15 protein-coding genes are annotated in these 13,792 nt (G+C 71.2%); 5 read left to right on the forward strand and 10 right to left on the reverse strand.

Translation table 11 applies throughout. From position 1 onward, the window contains the following. Position 1 precedes the first annotated feature (1 nt). Complete coding sequence (locus tag H9622_RS11510; RefSeq protein WP_191766532.1) at positions 2–808, reverse strand: TrmH family RNA methyltransferase; 807 nt, start codon at positions 806–808, stop codon at positions 2–4. Positions 809–881: 73 nt separating this feature from the next. Here H9622_RS11510 and H9622_RS11515 point away from each other — a divergent pair, with 73 nt between their 5' ends. Genes H9622_RS11515 through H9622_RS11525 form a run of 3 tightly spaced genes read left to right on the forward strand, consistent with a single transcriptional unit; the run spans position 882 to position 2,750 of the window. After that, positions 882–1,733, forward strand: a complete 852-nt coding sequence (locus tag H9622_RS11515; RefSeq protein WP_191766533.1) for a Sir2 family NAD-dependent protein deacetylase — start codon at positions 882–884, stop codon at positions 1,731–1,733. Between the two features lie 26 nt (positions 1,734–1,759). Continuing rightward, a complete protein-coding gene (locus H9622_RS11520; protein WP_191766534.1) occupies positions 1,760–2,365 on the forward strand; it encodes a histidine phosphatase family protein in 606 nt (201 codons plus the stop codon). A 10-nt stretch (positions 2,366–2,375) separates the two neighbouring features. After that, on the forward strand, positions 2,376–2,750 hold the full coding sequence (locus H9622_RS11525) for an iron chaperone (RefSeq protein ID WP_191766535.1): 375 nt from the start codon (positions 2,376–2,378) through the stop codon (positions 2,748–2,750). Here the strand turns inward: H9622_RS11525 and H9622_RS11530 are convergent. Genes H9622_RS11530 through H9622_RS11555 form a run of 6 tightly spaced genes read right to left on the reverse strand, consistent with a single transcriptional unit; the run spans position 2,726 to position 9,045 of the window. Next, on the reverse strand, positions 2,726–2,923 hold the full coding sequence (locus tag H9622_RS11530) for a helix-hairpin-helix domain-containing protein (RefSeq protein ID WP_191766536.1): 198 nt from the start codon (positions 2,921–2,923) through the stop codon (positions 2,726–2,728). The genes H9622_RS11525 and H9622_RS11530 overlap by 25 nt on opposite strands. After that, positions 2,920–3,738 (reverse strand): HpcH/HpaI aldolase/citrate lyase family protein, encoded by an 819-nt coding sequence (locus H9622_RS11535; RefSeq protein ID WP_191766537.1) that lies wholly within the window; start codon positions 3,736–3,738, stop codon positions 2,920–2,922. The genes H9622_RS11530 and H9622_RS11535 overlap by 4 nt, the downstream gene beginning before the upstream one ends. Then, positions 3,735–4,262 carry a MaoC family dehydratase gene (locus H9622_RS11540; protein ID WP_191766538.1) on the reverse strand — a complete coding sequence of 176 codons (528 nt, stop codon included), beginning with the start codon at positions 4,260–4,262 and terminating at the stop codon, positions 3,735–3,737. Before H9622_RS11540 ends, H9622_RS11535 begins: the two co-directional genes overlap by 4 nt. Positions 4,263–4,267: 5 nt before the next feature. Beyond that, the gene (locus tag H9622_RS11545) at positions 4,268–5,419 is read right to left on the reverse strand and encodes an acyl-CoA dehydrogenase family protein (protein WP_191766539.1); all 1,152 of its coding nucleotides are present in this window, start codon (positions 5,417–5,419) and stop codon (positions 4,268–4,270) included. Between the two features lie 15 nt (positions 5,420–5,434). Then, positions 5,435–7,444: an acetyl/propionyl/methylcrotonyl-CoA carboxylase subunit alpha gene (locus H9622_RS11550; protein ID WP_191766540.1), complete on the reverse strand. Its 2,010-nt coding sequence runs from the start codon at positions 7,442–7,444 to the stop codon at positions 5,435–5,437. Further along, positions 7,441–9,045 (reverse strand): carboxyl transferase domain-containing protein, encoded by a 1,605-nt coding sequence (locus H9622_RS11555; RefSeq protein WP_191766541.1) that lies wholly within the window; start codon positions 9,043–9,045, stop codon positions 7,441–7,443. The genes H9622_RS11550 and H9622_RS11555 overlap by 4 nt, the downstream gene beginning before the upstream one ends. A 104-nt stretch (positions 9,046–9,149) precedes the next feature. On the opposite strand from H9622_RS11555, the gene H9622_RS11560 reads away from it, so the two are divergent. Together H9622_RS11560 and H9622_RS11565 are read left to right on the forward strand one after the other, a co-directional pair. Beyond that, the gene (locus H9622_RS11560) at positions 9,150–9,746 is read left to right on the forward strand and encodes an SACE_7040 family transcriptional regulator (RefSeq protein ID WP_191766542.1); all 597 of its coding nucleotides are present in this window, start codon (positions 9,150–9,152) and stop codon (positions 9,744–9,746) included. A gap of 47 nt (positions 9,747–9,793) precedes the next feature. Then, positions 9,794–10,009, forward strand: a complete 216-nt coding sequence (locus H9622_RS11565; protein WP_191766543.1) for a hypothetical protein — start codon at positions 9,794–9,796, stop codon at positions 10,007–10,009. Between the two features lie 92 nt (positions 10,010–10,101). On the opposite strand, the gene H9622_RS11570 is transcribed toward H9622_RS11565, so the two are convergent. Genes H9622_RS11570 through pdhA form a run of 3 tightly spaced genes read right to left on the reverse strand, consistent with a single transcriptional unit; the run spans position 10,102 to position 13,663 of the window. Further along, the gene (locus H9622_RS11570) at positions 10,102–11,472 is read right to left on the reverse strand and encodes a dihydrolipoamide acetyltransferase family protein (protein ID WP_191766544.1); all 1,371 of its coding nucleotides are present in this window, start codon (positions 11,470–11,472) and stop codon (positions 10,102–10,104) included. Continuing rightward, positions 11,469–12,530, reverse strand: coding sequence for an alpha-ketoacid dehydrogenase subunit beta (locus H9622_RS11575; protein ID WP_225221965.1), 1,062 nt, complete (start codon positions 12,528–12,530; stop codon positions 11,469–11,471). The genes H9622_RS11570 and H9622_RS11575 overlap by 4 nt, the downstream gene beginning before the upstream one ends. Beyond that, positions 12,527–13,663 (reverse strand): pyruvate dehydrogenase (acetyl-transferring) E1 component subunit alpha, encoded by a 1,137-nt coding sequence (pdhA, locus tag H9622_RS11580; protein WP_191766545.1) that lies wholly within the window; start codon positions 13,661–13,663, stop codon positions 12,527–12,529. Before pdhA ends, H9622_RS11575 begins: the two co-directional genes overlap by 4 nt. Positions 13,664–13,792 lie beyond the last annotated feature (129 nt).

Genomic DNA, 13,792 nt, shown 5'->3' on the forward strand with positions numbered 1-13,792 from the left:
CTCAGCGCGCCCGCAGCTCCCAGAGGGCGACAGCGCTGGCGGCGGCGACGTTCAGGGAGTCGACGCCGCCTGCCATCGGGATGACGACGGCGGTGTCGGCAGCCGCCATCGCCGCACGGCTCAGTCCGTCGCCTTCGGCGCCCAGCATGAGCGCGACGCGGCCCGGCACCCGTTCTCGGAACACAACCAGCGGCACGGCGTCGTCGGCGAGGGCGAGCGCGGCGAGGTGGAAGCCGGCATCGTGCAGGATGCCCCGTGCCTCACGCCACTCGGGCAGCCGCGTCCACGGCACCTGGAAGACCGTGCCCATGCTCACGCGCACGCTGCGGCGGTAGAGCGGATCGGCGCAGCGTGCGGTGATGAGGACGGCGTCGGCTCCCAGACCCGCAGCCGCGCGGAAGATCGCGCCGACATTGGTGTGGTCGACGATGTCCTCGAGCACCACGATGAGCCGCGCGTCTGCGATCACGTCCACGACCGGGGGCAGCGCTGGGCGGTGCATGGCCGCCAGCGCACCGCGGTGCACGGCGTAGCCCGTCAGCTGCTCGGCGATCGCGGCGTCGGCGACGTAGATCGGCACGTCCGGATGCGGCGCGAGGATCTGCTCGGCGTCGCCGAGCCACTTCTCCTGCACGAGGACCGAGCGCGGAGCGTGCCCTGCGGCGATCGCGCGGCCGATGACCTTCGACGACTCCGCGATGTAGAGCCCGCCTTCGGGCTCGAGCACGCGGCGCAGTGCCACGTCCGTCAGATCGCGGTAGTCGGCCAGTCGCTCGTCGTCCGCCGACGTGATCCGCTCGATCCGCACCTGTCCACTCTCGCACGACGCGTAACATCCCGGTAAACCGTGCGGCCTACACTCTGACCCGAAGGGGTGATTCGTGACCACTGTGACCGAGCTGGACGCCGCGGCGACCGACGCCGTGTCGCGCGCCGTCACCGCCCTCGCCGGTCGCCGCGTCGCGGTGCTCACCGGCGCCGGCGTGTCGACGGACTCCGGCATCCCGGACTACCGCGGGAAGGGCGCTCCGGTGCGCACGCCGATGACGGCCGAGCAGTTCCTCTCGAGCGACTCCGCACGCCGGCGCTACTGGGTCGGCAGCCACCTCGGGTGGCAGGCGTTCGCCGCGGCCGAGCCCAACAGCGGACACCGTGCGCTGGCGTCGCTCGAGCAGAGCGGGGTCGCGACGGGCGTCGTGACACAGAACGTCGACGGCCTTCACGTGCGGGCCGGCAGTCGGCGCGTGGTCGAGCTCCACGGGACGATGCGCCGCGTGTTCTGCACGCACTGCGGCCAGGTGTTCGACCGGCGCGACCTCGCGCACCGCGTCGAGCGGGACAACCCGTGGATCACGGTGCCGGAGAACGTCCCGCTGGGGCCTGACGGCGACGTCCTGCCCGAGAGCACCGACGGCTTCGTCATCCCCGAGTGCACCGTATGCGGCGGGATGCTCAAACCCGACGTCGTCTTCTTCGGCGAGTACATCCCGGCCGAGAAGTTCCGCGAAGCGGAGCAGCTCGTCCACACGAGCGAGGGACTCGTGATCGCCGGGTCGTCGCTCGTGGTCAACTCGGGCATCCGGCTGCTCGAACGCGCGCGCCGCCGGCGTCTGCCCGTCGTCATCGTGAACCGTGGTGTGACGCGTGCCGACTCCCGCGCGACCGTCAAGATCGACGCCGGAACGAGCGAAGTGCTCCGCGCACTCGCCGACGCCCTGCCCTCAGCGGGCTGACAGGCCACGGCCCGTAGGCTCGACGGGTGACCGTCCTCACCCTGATCCGCCACGGCGAGACCGACTGGAACCTGGCTCGGCGCATCCAGGGCTCGACCGACATCCCGCTGAACGCCACCGGTCGCGCGCAGGCGCGTGCCGCCGCGGCCGCTCTGCGCGAGGCGCGGGATCCCGCGATCCCCGTAACCGTCGCCGCGAGCGATCTCGCACGCGCACGCGAGACTGCGGAGATCATCGCCGCCGAGCTGGGCGCCGAGCCGCCGCGCCTCTACAAGGGGCTCCGCGAGCGGAGCTACGGCGAGGCTGAGGGCGTCGACGCGGAGGACTTCCTGCGCCGATGGGGGCCATGGCACACCGCCGAGGTGCCGGGAGCCGAGTCGTGGCCGAGCGTGCGGGTCCGTGCGCTGACCGCGATCGGCCGCGCCGTGCGCGATCATCGCCGCGCGACGGCGCCGGCCGAGGCATCCCTCATCGTCGTCGCCCACGGCGCGCTGATCCGCGAGGTCATCCGCCACGCCTCCGGCGGCACGCTGCCGCTGGAGGGCGAGCGGGTGGCCAACGGCTCCGCCCACGAGCTGCTGTACGAGCGCGACCGCGTGCGACTGCTTTCCTACGTGGGGTCGGTCGCCTAGGCTCGGCGCCATGGCCAGCGCCGTCACCGTCGACGACTACATCGCCGGGTTCCCGCCCGAGGTCGCCGATCGCCTGCAGCGCATCCGCAGCCTGATCGTCGATGCCGTCGCTGCGGAGTCCGGCAGGGCCCCCGAGGAGAAGATGCGCTACGGCATCGCTGCGGTCATGCTCGGCGGTCGCTACGCGCTGCACTTCGCGGGCTGGAAGAAGCACATCGGGCTCTATCCGGTTCCTGTGCTGCCTGCCCCGCTCGAGGATGAGATCGCACCGTACCGCTCCGAGAAGGACTCCGTGGTCTTCCCGCACTCGCGCGATGTGCCGTACGACCTGATCGGCCGCGTCGCGCGCGACATCGCGGTTCAGCGGGGGTCGGAGAAGGACTGACCCCGCGCGGCGAGCTCCTCGCGGAGGATGCTGACGGCCTTCGGGCCCACGCCATGGATCGCGAGCAGCTCACGCTCGGTGCGCCGGGTCAGCGATGCGTAGTCGATGATGCCGTGCAGCGCGAGCTCACGCAGCGCGACCTTCCCGATGCGCGGCGTCAGCTCTTCGCTCATGACTCGGCGCGGCGCAGGGTCGCCCGCGCGTGCCGGAGAACCGGTTCGTCGACCATGCGGCCGTCGTACGCGAAGACACCGCGCTCGGTCTCGGCGGCCGCGAGCACTCCCCTCGCCCAGTCCACGGTCTTCGCGTCGGGGCGATACGCGTCGCGGATGATCGCGACCTGGCTCGGGTGGATGCAGGCGGTGGCGGTGAATCCGGATGCCGCGGCATCCGCTGCCTCGATGGCCAGGCGCTTGGTGTCCTCCATGTCGAGGTGCACCGCGTCGATGGCCGCCTTGCCGCGCGCTCCCGCCGCAAGCAGCACGCGGGCGCGCGCATACCGGGCGATGTCGCGGTAGCGGCCGTTCGGCTTGCGGCTCGATGTGCCGCCGATGCTCGCGACGAGGTCTTCGGCGCCCCACATCAGCGCGCTGACGTTCGGGAGGGCGGCGATCCGGTCGGCCTGCGCGATCCCTTTCGCCGTCTCGCAGAGCGCGATGACCTCGAAGCGGGCGTCGAGCTTCTGCAGCCGTTTGGGAGATTCGGCCTTGGCGACCATGATCCGCCGGTAGTCGGTCTGCGACAGCGTGGCCAGGTCGGAGACGAAGTCGTCGGTCCCGGGCGGGTTCACGCGCACGATCACCCGGTCGGGGTCGAGCTCCGACTCGATGACGGCGCCGCGGGCGGCGGCCTTCGCGGGCGCGGCGACGGCATCCTCGAGATCGAGGATCACCGCGTCGGCGCGCTCGAGCGCCTTCGCGTAGCGCTCCGGCCGGTCCGCCGGGCAGAAGAGGATGGCGGGCCCGAGGCTGAACCGGGCATCGGTCATGGCGTTCCTCCGGCGTCGGGGGCGGCATCCCGAACCGCGTCATCGGGTGCGAACCACATCAGCGCGGTGCGCGTCGCGGTGGCGACGACGACGCCCTGCTGGTTGCGGCCGATATGGCGCATCGTGACGATCCCCTGCCCGGGCCGCGACGACGAGGGGCGCTTGTCGAGGATCTCGGTCTCGGTGTAGAGCGTGTCGCCGTGGAGGACAGGAGCAGGGAACGCGATGTCGCTGAGGCCCAGCTGGGCGACCAGGGTGCCCTGCGTGATCTGCGACACCGAGGCGCCCACCATGGTGGACAGCGTCCACATCGAGTTCATCAGGCGCTGCCCGAACGGCTGGGTCTCGGAGAACGCGGCATCCAGGTGCAGGGCCTGCGTGTTCATCGTCAGCGACGAGAACAGCACGTTGTCGGCCTCGGTGGCGGTGCGTCCGGGCCGGTGGAGGTAGCGGGCGCCGACCTCGAGCTCGTCGTAGTAGAGCCCGCGCTGCACGACCTCGCGCGCTTCCCCTGTGCCTTCCACAGCTGTCACGCTACCCCGAGCGAACGCGCGATGACGAGCAGCTGCACCTCGTTCGTGCCTTCGCCGATCTCGAGGATCTTCGAGTCGCGGTAGTGACGCGCGACGGGGTACTCGTTCATGAAGCCGTTGCCGCCGAAGACCTGCGTGGCATCGCGCGCGTTGTCCATCGCCGCGTCGCTCGCCGTGAGCTTGGCGATCGCCGCCTCGGTCTTGAACGGCTTGCCGGCGTCCCGCAGGCGTGCGGCGTGATGCCAGGCGAGCCGGGCGTTGTGCACGCGCAGCTGCATGCGGGCGAGCAGGAACTGGATGCCCTGGCGCGTCGACAGCGCGTCGCCGAAGACCGTGCGCTTCTTGGCGTAGTCGATGGCCGCCTCGAGGCATCCCTCCGCCGCTCCAGTCGAGAGCGCGGCGATCGCGATGCGGCCCTCGTCCAGGATGTGCAGGAAGTTCGCGAAGCCGCGGCCGCGCTCGCCCAGGAGGTTCCCCGCAGGGACCCGGACGTCCTGGAAGGTGAGGGGGTGCGTGTCGGACGCGTGCCACCCGACCTTGTCGTAGCCCGGCTCGACGGTGAAGCCCGGGGTGCCCGACGGGACCACGATGGTCGAGATCTCCTTGCGCCCCTCGGCTTCGCCGGTGACGGCGGTGACGGTGACGAACCGCGTGATGTCGGTGCCCGAGTTGGTGATGAACTGCTTCGACCCGTTGATGACCCACTCGTCGCCGTCGAGCCGCGCGGTGGTGCGCGTCGCGCCGGCGTCGGAGCCCGCTTCGTGCTCGGTGAGCCCGAAGCCCGCCAGCGCCTTTCCGGCGAGGAGGTCGGGCAGCAGCTCCCGCTTCTGCTCCTCCGTCCCGAATCGGAAGACCGGCATGGCGCCGAGGCTCACGCCCGCCTCGAGGGTGATCGCGATGGACTGGTCGACGCGTCCGAGAGCCTCGATCGCGAGGCACAGCGCGAAGTAGTCGCCGCCCTGTCCGCCGTACTCCTCGGGGAAGGGCAGCCCGAACAGTCCGAGCTCGCCCATCTGCGCCACGACGTCCATGGGGAGCGTCTTGGTGCGGTCGGCCTCGTACGCGTTCGGCGCGACGACCTCTTCGGCGAAGTCGCGCACCATTCGCGCGAGCTCGCGCTCGTCTTCGGTCAGATTTGCGTGGTCCATGGTTCTCCTCGGTGGTCAGGAGCGGGTGTCGGGTTCTTCGGACGAGACGTGGGCGAGCACCTGATCGCGGCGCACCTGGTCGCCCGTCGCGACGTCGAGGCGCACGATGCCTGCGTGGGGCGCGACGACGGGGTGCTCCATCTTCATGGCCTCGATCGTGACGATGCGGTCGCCGGCGGCGACGCTGGTGCCGTCGCTGACGTGCAGGGCGACGACCGCTCCCGGCATCGGCGCGCGCAGTTCGGGATCGGTCGCAGCGGCATCTCGCTCGCGGGCGGCGAGCCGTGCCGCCGTCGCCTCACGGCGGGTCAGCGGGCGGAGCCGATGGGTCGCGCCGTCGGCGTGCACCCAGAGCGCGCCGTCCGCGTCCCGAGCCACGACCGCGTCCGTGGCGTCCGTCGCGCCGTGCAAGGGGTCGGCGCCCTCGGCGGTGTGGAGTGCTCCGTCGTCGTCGAGGAACCGCTGCACGGTACCCGCCCGCAGCCCGCCGATCCGCCAGCCCTCTGCCATGCGCCACAGGTCGCCGGCGCGTGCGCGCTGAGACGACGCATCGGCGACGAGACGCTCCGCGGCGGACGCCGTCTCGTGCGGATCGTGCTGTCTCGCGAACGCGGCGGCCGCGGCGAGGGCTGCCGCCGCGGGTTCCGCGCCCGCAAACGGCGGCATACGGTCGATCAGGCCGGTGTCCATCCGGCCTGCCTGGACGTCCTCGTCGGCGAGCAAGGCGCGCAGGAACCCGATGTTGCTGTCGAGACCGAGCAGCACGGTCTCGGCCAGGGCCGCGTCGAGCCGAAGGAGGGCGCCCGCGCGATCCGCGGCGTGGGCGACCACCTTCGCGATCATCGGATCGTAGTCGGCGGTGACGGTGCTGCCGGTCTCGACCGCGGCATCCGTCCGCACGTCCGCCGCGGCATCCCACACCAGCACCTCACCGGTCGCGGGCAGGAAACCGCGCTCCGGGCTCTCGGCGTACACGCGCGCCTCGATCGCGTGCCCGTCGAGGCGCACGTCCGCCTGGGCGAGAGCGAGGTGCTCGCCGGCGGCGACACGAAGCTGCTGCTCGACGAGGTCGATGCCGGTCACGAGCTCGGTCACCGGGTGCTCGACCTGCAGGCGCGTGTTCATCTCGATGAAGAAGAACTCGTCGGGGCGGTCGCCCGCCACGAGGAACTCGACCGTGCCCGCGCCGACGTAGTCGACGCTCGCGGCAGCCGCGCACGCGGCGGCTCCGAGACGGGCGCGGGTCGCGGCATCCACCACCGGCGAGGGCGCCTCCTCGATGACCTTCTGATGGCGGCGCTGCAGCGTGCACTCGCGCTCACCGAGGTGGATGACCCCGCCGTGCGCGTCGGCCAGCACCTGCACCTCGATGTGGCGCGGCCGCTCGATGAGCCGCTCGAGCAGGAGGCTGTCGTCGCCGAACGCGGCGGCGGCGACACGCCGGGCGGTGGCCAGCGCGTGGGCGAGGTCGTCTGCCGAACGCACCACCTGCATCCCCTTGCCGCCGCCGCCCGCGGATGGCTTGACCAGCAGCGGGTACCCTGTGGCCTCGGCGGCCTCCGCGATGGCGGCATCGGACATGCCGATCGCGCTGAAGCCGGGGACGGTCGGCACACCGTGCCCGGAGACGTGCTCCTTCGCGCGGATCTTGTCGCCCATGACCTCGAGCGCGCGCTCCCCCGGTCCGATGAAGACGATGCCGGCCGCGGCGCATGCGCGCGCGAACTCGGCGTTCTCCGAGAGGAAGCCGTAGCCCGGGTGCACGGCGTCGGCCCCGGTCTCGCGAGCGGCCGCGATCACGGCGTCGATGTCGAGATATGAAGCGGATGCCGCGGCCGGCCCGATCCGCACGGCGAGGTCGGCCTCCCTGACGTGGGGTGCGTCGGCGTCGGCGTCGCTGTAAACGGCGACCGAGCGGACGCCGAGCCGGGCGAGCGTGCGGATCACCCGCCGCGCGATCTCGCCGCGGTTGGCGACGAGGACGGTGGTGAAGGGAGGCGTGTGCGTGTCGGTCACGGGGCTCACATCCGGAAGACGCCGAAGCGCGGTTCGGGCAGCGGGGTGCGCGAGACGACGTCCAGCGCGAGGCCGAGCAGGTCGCGCGTGTCCATCGGGTCGACGACACCGTCGTCCCACAACCGCGCGGTGGCGTAGTAGGGGCTTCCCTGCTCTTCGTACTGGGCACGGATCGGAGCCTCGAACTCGGCCTGGTCGGCCGCGGTCCACTCCTCGCCGCGTGCGTCGAGCTGGTCCCGCTTGACCGTCGAGAGGACGGATGCCGCCTGCGGACCGCCCATCACCGAGATGCGACTGGCGGGCCAGGTCCACAGGAAGCGCGGCGAGTAGGCGCGGCCGCACATCGAGTAGTTGCCCGCGCCGAACGAGCCGCCGATGACGACGGTGAGCTTCGGCACGCGGGTGGTGGCGACGGCCGTGACCATCTTCGCCCCGTCCTTCGCGATTCCGCCGGCCTCGGCATCCCGCCCCACCATGAATCCGGAGATGTTCTGCAGGAAGAGCAGCGGCGTCCCCCGCTGGTCGCACAGTTCGATGAAGTGGGCGCCCTTCTGGGCCGACTCGCTGAACAGCACGCCGTTGTTGGCGATGATGCCGACCGGGTGGCCGTGGATGCGCGCGAAGCCGGTGACCAGCGTCTCGCCGTACTCGCGTTTGAACTCGTGGAACTCGCTCGCGTCGACCAGCCGGGCGATGACCTCGCGCACGTCGTAGGGCTGGTTGACGTCGACGGGCACGACCCCGTACAGGTCGGCGGGATCGACGGCCGGGGGGACGCTCGGCGTGACATCCCATGCGGGCTCGGCGGGCAGCGGCAGCGTGGCGACGATGTCGCGGACGATCTCGAGCGCGTGTTCGTCGTCTTCGGCGAGGTGATCGACCACGCCCGAGCGCTTCGCGTGAAGCTCGCCGCCGCCGAGCTCTTCGGCGGTGACGACCTCGCCGATCGCCGCCTTCACGAGCGGCGGCCCGCCGAGGAAGATCGTGCCCTGGTTGCGGACGATGACCGTCTCGTCGCTCATCGCCGGCACGTACGCTCCGCCGGCGGTGCACGAGCCGAGCACAGCCGCGATCTGCGGGATGCCGGCGGCAGACAGCCGCGCCTGGTTGAAGAAGATGCGTCCGAAGTGATCCCGGTCGGGGAAGACCTCGTCCTGCTTGGGCAGGAAGGCGCCGCCTGAGTCGACCAGATAGACGCACGGCAGGCGGTTCTCGAACGCGATCTCCTGCGCGCGGAGGTGCTTCTTGACCGTCATCGGATAGTACGTGCCACCCTTCACGGTGGCGTCGTTGCACACCACCATGATCTGGCGCCCGTGGACCAGCCCGATGCCGGCGATCACGCCCGCCGCGGGCGCGTCGCCGTCGTAGAGACCGTCGGCGGCCAGCGGGGCGACTTCGACGAACGGGCTCCCCTCGTCGAGCAGGCGCGTGACGCGGTCGCGCGGGAGCAGCTTTCCACGTGCGACGTGGCGGGTGCGGGATGCCTCGGGCCCGCCGAGCGCCGCCTGAGACAGCCGCTCGCGCAGCTGTTCCGCCAGCGCCGTCTGGGCGTCGCGGTTGCGGGCGAATCCCTCGTCCTGGACGACCGCGGTGGTCAGCGCACTCATGTCATCTCCGTCGACGTCACGATCGGGTCACGTTCGTTGAGCGGACGCGACACAATTGGTTAGTGTTCACTAACTGGAGTCTAGGTTAGCGAGGATTAACTGAGATGACAAGCGGTGTCACCGAGCGCGACCGGGCCAAAGCCGACCGCCAGGCGTCGATCCTGCACGAGGCCGCGCGCCTCTTCGCGGAGCGCGGGTTCAGCGGCGTCAGCCTGGAGGACCTCGGCGCTGCCGTGGGTGTCAGCGGACCCGCGCTCTACCGTCACTTCGCCAACAAGCAGGCGCTGCTCGGCGCGATCCTCATCGGCGTCAGCGAGCGGCTGCTCGCAGGCGGTCGCCGAGTCATCGACGGCGGCGGCACTCCGTCGGTCCAGCTCGAGGCGATCATCGCGTTCCACGTGGACTTCGCCCTGAGCGACGCCGACGTGATCCGGGTGCAGGATCGCGATCTGGCGAGCCTCGCCGACGACGACCGTCACACCGTCCGCCGGCTGCAGCGCGAGTACGTCGAGACGTGGATCGGCATCCTCTCGGCTGTCCATCCCGAGCGCCCCGAAGCCGAGCTCCGGGTGCGGGCGCACGCGTGCTTCGGCCTCATCAACTCGACGCCTCACAGTGTCCGGGCGCTGCGGTCGCAGCCCGACGCCGGCGCGGTGCGCGGCATCCTCGAATCGATGGCCCTGGCGGCCCTCACCGCCTGAACCTCGAGACCCCGCGACCGCCCAGCACCTGGCCGGCCGTCCACCCCATGTACGTCCCGCCCAATCCCCACGAGGAGGAGCAGGCCGATCTGAAGGACGGCCGGCACAAGGACAAGCCCCTGAGCAATCCGGGCCGCGGGCTTCTCGGGCTGCTGCTCGCCCGGTACGCCGGGCCGGGGCATCCCGACCCCGTCACCTACGCCGACGCGTACGACGTCCTGCAGGCGCACGGGCTGGACCTGTTCTACCCGAAGCGAAGCTGATGCCGCCGGTGGGCGTGGGTCGGGCATGACGAACGGCCGAGCGGATGCCTCCGCCCGGCCCTTTCCGTCGTTCCGCGGTCCGCGGTCGGCGGTCAGCGCAGCAGCATGGCGCGACCCGGCTCGCGCAACACGTCGGCGACCTCGACCATGAAGCGCGACCCCTGCTCGCCGTCGACCAGGCGGTGGTCGAACGACAGCGCGAGCGTCATGACGTCGCGCAGCGCGATCTCGCCGCGGTGCTCCCACGGCTGACGCCGCACGGCGCCCAGCGCCAGGATTCCGGCTTCACCCGGATTGAGGATGGGCGTGCCTGCGTCGACGCCGAAGACGCCGACGTTCGTGATCGAGAACGTGCCGCCCATCATGTCGGCCGGCGGCGTCTTGCCCGCGCGCGCCGTCTCGGCGAGGGTGCGGATCGCGTCGGCCAGCTCGACCAGCGTGAGGTCCTGCGCGTCGCGGATGTTCGGCACCACGAGGCCGCGGCCGGTCGCCGCGGCGATGCCCAGGTTGACGTAGTGGTGCTGGACGATCTCGCCGGCGGCGTCGTCCCAGCGCGAGTTCAGCTCGGGGTGCCGGGCGAGCGCGAGGCACACGGCCTTGGCTGCCACAGCCATCACGCCGATCTTGTGCTCCTGCAGCGAGCGGTCGGCCTTGAGCGATGTGATGAGCTCGGTCGTCGCGGTGACGTCGACGGTGAGGAACGTCGTCACGTGCGGCGCGGTGAACGCACTGCGCACCATCGCCTGGGCGGTGTGCTTGCGCACTCCGCGGATGGGCGTGCGCGTGGTGCGCTCCCCCGTGGCGGCCTGCGTGCGCAGCTCGGGCAGGAACTCGGGCTCCGGCGCGGGTGCCGCCGTGACCGGCGTCGCCCCGACGCGGTGGGCGTAGGCCTCGACATCCGCTCGGGAGATGATCCCATTGGCGCCGCTGGCTTCGACCAGCGCGAGGTCGACTCCCAGCTGCTTCGCGAAGAGTCGCACCGGCGGCGTCGAGCGAGGTCGCTCGAGCGGTTGCTCGGGAGCGACCTGGATGGCGTCGTGCGGAGCGGCTTCGAGCACAGCGGTGTCGGATGCCGCCGGCCGGCCGGCGACCGCGCGCGAGCGCCTCTGCGGACGGGCGCTGCCGCGCGGAGCGGCGCCGTAGCCGACGAGGTTGGGCTCCGCCTTGGCGGGCTCCTCGCTCAGCTGCATCTCGGCTGCCGGAGCGGGCGAAGAGGCGCTGTCGCCGCCGAGGTCGAACGAGATGAGCACCGAGCCCACCTCGACGACGTCACCGGCGGCCGCGTGCAGCTTCGTGATCTTCCCGGCGTGCGGCGACGGAAGCTCGACGACGGCCTTGGCCGTCTCGACCTCGGCGATCGTCTGATTGAGGGTGACGGTGTCGCCTTCCTGGACGAGCCACGCGACGATCTCGGCCTCGGGAAGCCCCTCGCCGAGGTCGGGGAGTCTGAAGTCCTCGATCACAGCACGCCTCCCGTCATGCTCGAGCCGCGCCCGCCGTCGGACATGCCGAGCTCCTCGAAGGCGCTCATGCTGTTCGGGCGGTCCATCACGCGGTCGACGGCATCCAGGATGCGGTCGAGATCGGGGATGAAGTGCTTCTCGAGCTTGGCCGGCGGATACGGGATGTCGTGGCCGGTGACCCGCTGCGGAGCGGCCTCGAGGTAGTTGAAGCATCGCTCGGTCACGCTCGCGACGAGCTCTGCCCCGACGCCCGCCTCGCGGGCTGCCTCATGCGTGACGACGACGCGGCCGGTCTTGCGCACCGAGGCCGTCACCGTGCGGTAGTCGACGGGCGAGATCGAGCGCAGGTCGATGACCTCGATCGACACGCCGTCGTCCTCGGCTGCGGTCGCGGCATCCATCGCCGTCGCCACCTGCGAGCCGTACGTGAGCAGCGTGACGTCGCTGCCCTCGCGGACCACGCGCGCCAGGCCCATCGGCGGGGCGTCGGCGAGGTCGACGTCGAGGTCGACCTCCCCCTTCGTGTGGTAGAGCTTCTTCGGCTCGAAGTAGACGACCGGGTCGTTGGACGCGATGGCCTGACGCAGCATCACATAGGCGTCCTGCGGGTTGGAGACCGCGATGACCCGGAGCCCCGACGTGTGCACGAAGTACGCCTCGGGAGACTCCGAGTGGTGCTCTGCCGCGCCCACGCCGCCGGCCCAAGGGATGCGGATCGTGATGGGCATCTGCACGTTGCCGCGCGTGCGGTAGTGGAGTTTGGCGACCTGGCAGACGATCTGGTCGAACGCGGGATAGACGAACCCGTCGAACTGGATCTCGACGACGGGGCGGTACCCCCGCATCGCGAGGCCCACGGCGGTGCCCATGATCCCGGATTCCGCCAGCGGGGTGTCGACGACCCGCTGCGCGCCGAATTCGTTCTGCAGCCCGTCGGTGATGCGGAACACCCCGCCGAGCTTGCCGATGTCCTCGCCCATGACGAGCACCTTCGGGTCGTCGGCCATCGCGCGACGAAGACCCTCGTTGATGGCCTTGGCCATGGTGAGCTGGGTCATCGCGCCACCGCCTCGTCCTCGGTCGCGAAGCCGTCGAGGTACGCGCCGAACCACGCGCGCTGCTCCTCGATGCCGGAGTGCGGCTCGGCGTACACGTTGTCGAGCACCGTGATGGGGTCGCGGGTGACCGCACCCTGTGCCGCGGCCCGGACTTCGGCCGCGAGGGCGTCGGCGTCGGCCGCGACGCTCGCCGCGAACTCGTCGTCGAACTCGCCCTGGGCACGCAGCAGCGCCTCGACGCGTGCGATCGGGTCGCGGCCCTTCCAGCGCTCGACCTCCTCCTTGTCGCGGTAGCGCGTGGGGTCGTCGGAGGTGGTGTGGGGCCCGATCCGATAGGTCACCGCCTCGATGAACGCAGGGCCGTTGCCCTTGCGCGCGTTGTCGACCGCCCAACGCATCGCGGCGAGGCAGGCGAGGACGTCATTGCCGTCGACGCGCATGCTGGGGATGCCGAAGCCCGGCGCGCGGCCTGCGATCGGGAACTTCGCCTGCACCGTGACGGGCTCGGAGATCGCCCACTGGTTGTTGCTGCACACGAACACGACGGGCGCTCCGTACGAGGCGGCGAAGACCATCGCCTCGTTGACGTCGCCCTGGCTCGACGCGCCGTCGCCGAAGTAGGCGGCGGCGACCTGGTCGGTTCCGTCGCGCTGGATGCCCATCGCGTAGCCCACCGCGTGCAGCGACTGTGCTCCGATGATGATCTGCTGCGACGCCGTGTTGATGTCGTAGGGGTCGTACGTCGAGTGCTCCTCGCCGCGCCAGGCGAGCACGTAGTCGGCGGGCTTGGCGCCTCGGGCGAAGACCACGCCGGTCTCGCGGTAGCTCGGGAAGGCGAAGTCGTCGGCGCGGAGCCCGCGCGCCGTGCCGATCTGTGTGGCCTCCTGGCCCTGGCACGGCGGCCAGAGCGCCAACTGGCCCTGGCGTTGAAGGGCGACGCCCTCGCTGTCGATGCGCCGGAGCAGCACCATGTCGCGGTAGAGCGCGCGCAGGGCGGCGGCATCCACATCCGCGACCCAGCGGTCGAGATCGGGATCGGCGATCCGCTCGCCGTCGGGGGTCACCAGCCGGGCGACGTCTTCGGTGTCTGTCGCAAGATCGGCGGTCGGGGTCAGGGTGTGCGTCATCGCCATCACTCCTCGGTGCAACCCTCCCTCGTGAGGAGGTGCGTCGTGGTTCACCGGCAGCTTCGCCGGTAGCCCGAGAGTACGTCGACATCGCACCTCGCTCAAGCATTCACGATCTGCTTGAGCATGTTGACA

This window comes from Microbacterium gallinarum, assembly GCF_014837165.1.
Classification (GTDB): Bacteria; Actinomycetota; Actinomycetes; order Actinomycetales; family Microbacteriaceae; genus Microbacterium; species Microbacterium gallinarum.

Coding starts and splice junctions, on each gene's coding strand:
- H9622_RS11525 (WP_191766535.1), top strand. CDS start 2,376: ATGGCCAGCGCCGTCACCGTCGACGACTACATCGCCGGGTTCCCGCCC.
- H9622_RS11530 (WP_191766536.1), bottom strand. CDS start 2,923: ATGAGCGAAGAGCTGACGCCGCGCATCGGGAAGGTCGCGCTGCGTGAG.
- H9622_RS11535 (WP_191766537.1), bottom strand. CDS start 3,738: ATGACCGATGCCCGGTTCAGCCTCGGGCCCGCCATCCTCTTCTGCCCG.
- H9622_RS11545 (WP_191766539.1), bottom strand. CDS start 5,419: ATGGACCACGCAAATCTGACCGAAGACGAGCGCGAGCTCGCGCGAATG.
- H9622_RS11555 (WP_191766541.1), bottom strand. CDS start 9,045: ATGAGTGCGCTGACCACCGCGGTCGTCCAGGACGAGGGATTCGCCCGC.
- H9622_RS11560 (WP_191766542.1), top strand. CDS start 9,150: ATGACAAGCGGTGTCACCGAGCGCGACCGGGCCAAAGCCGACCGCCAG.
- H9622_RS11565 (WP_191766543.1), top strand. CDS start 9,794: ATGTACGTCCCGCCCAATCCCCACGAGGAGGAGCAGGCCGATCTGAAG.
- H9622_RS11575 (WP_225221965.1), bottom strand. CDS start 12,530: ATGACCCAGCTCACCATGGCCAAGGCCATCAACGAGGGTCTTCGTCGC.
- pdhA (WP_191766545.1), bottom strand. CDS start 13,663: ATGGCGATGACGCACACCCTGACCCCGACCGCCGATCTTGCGACAGAC.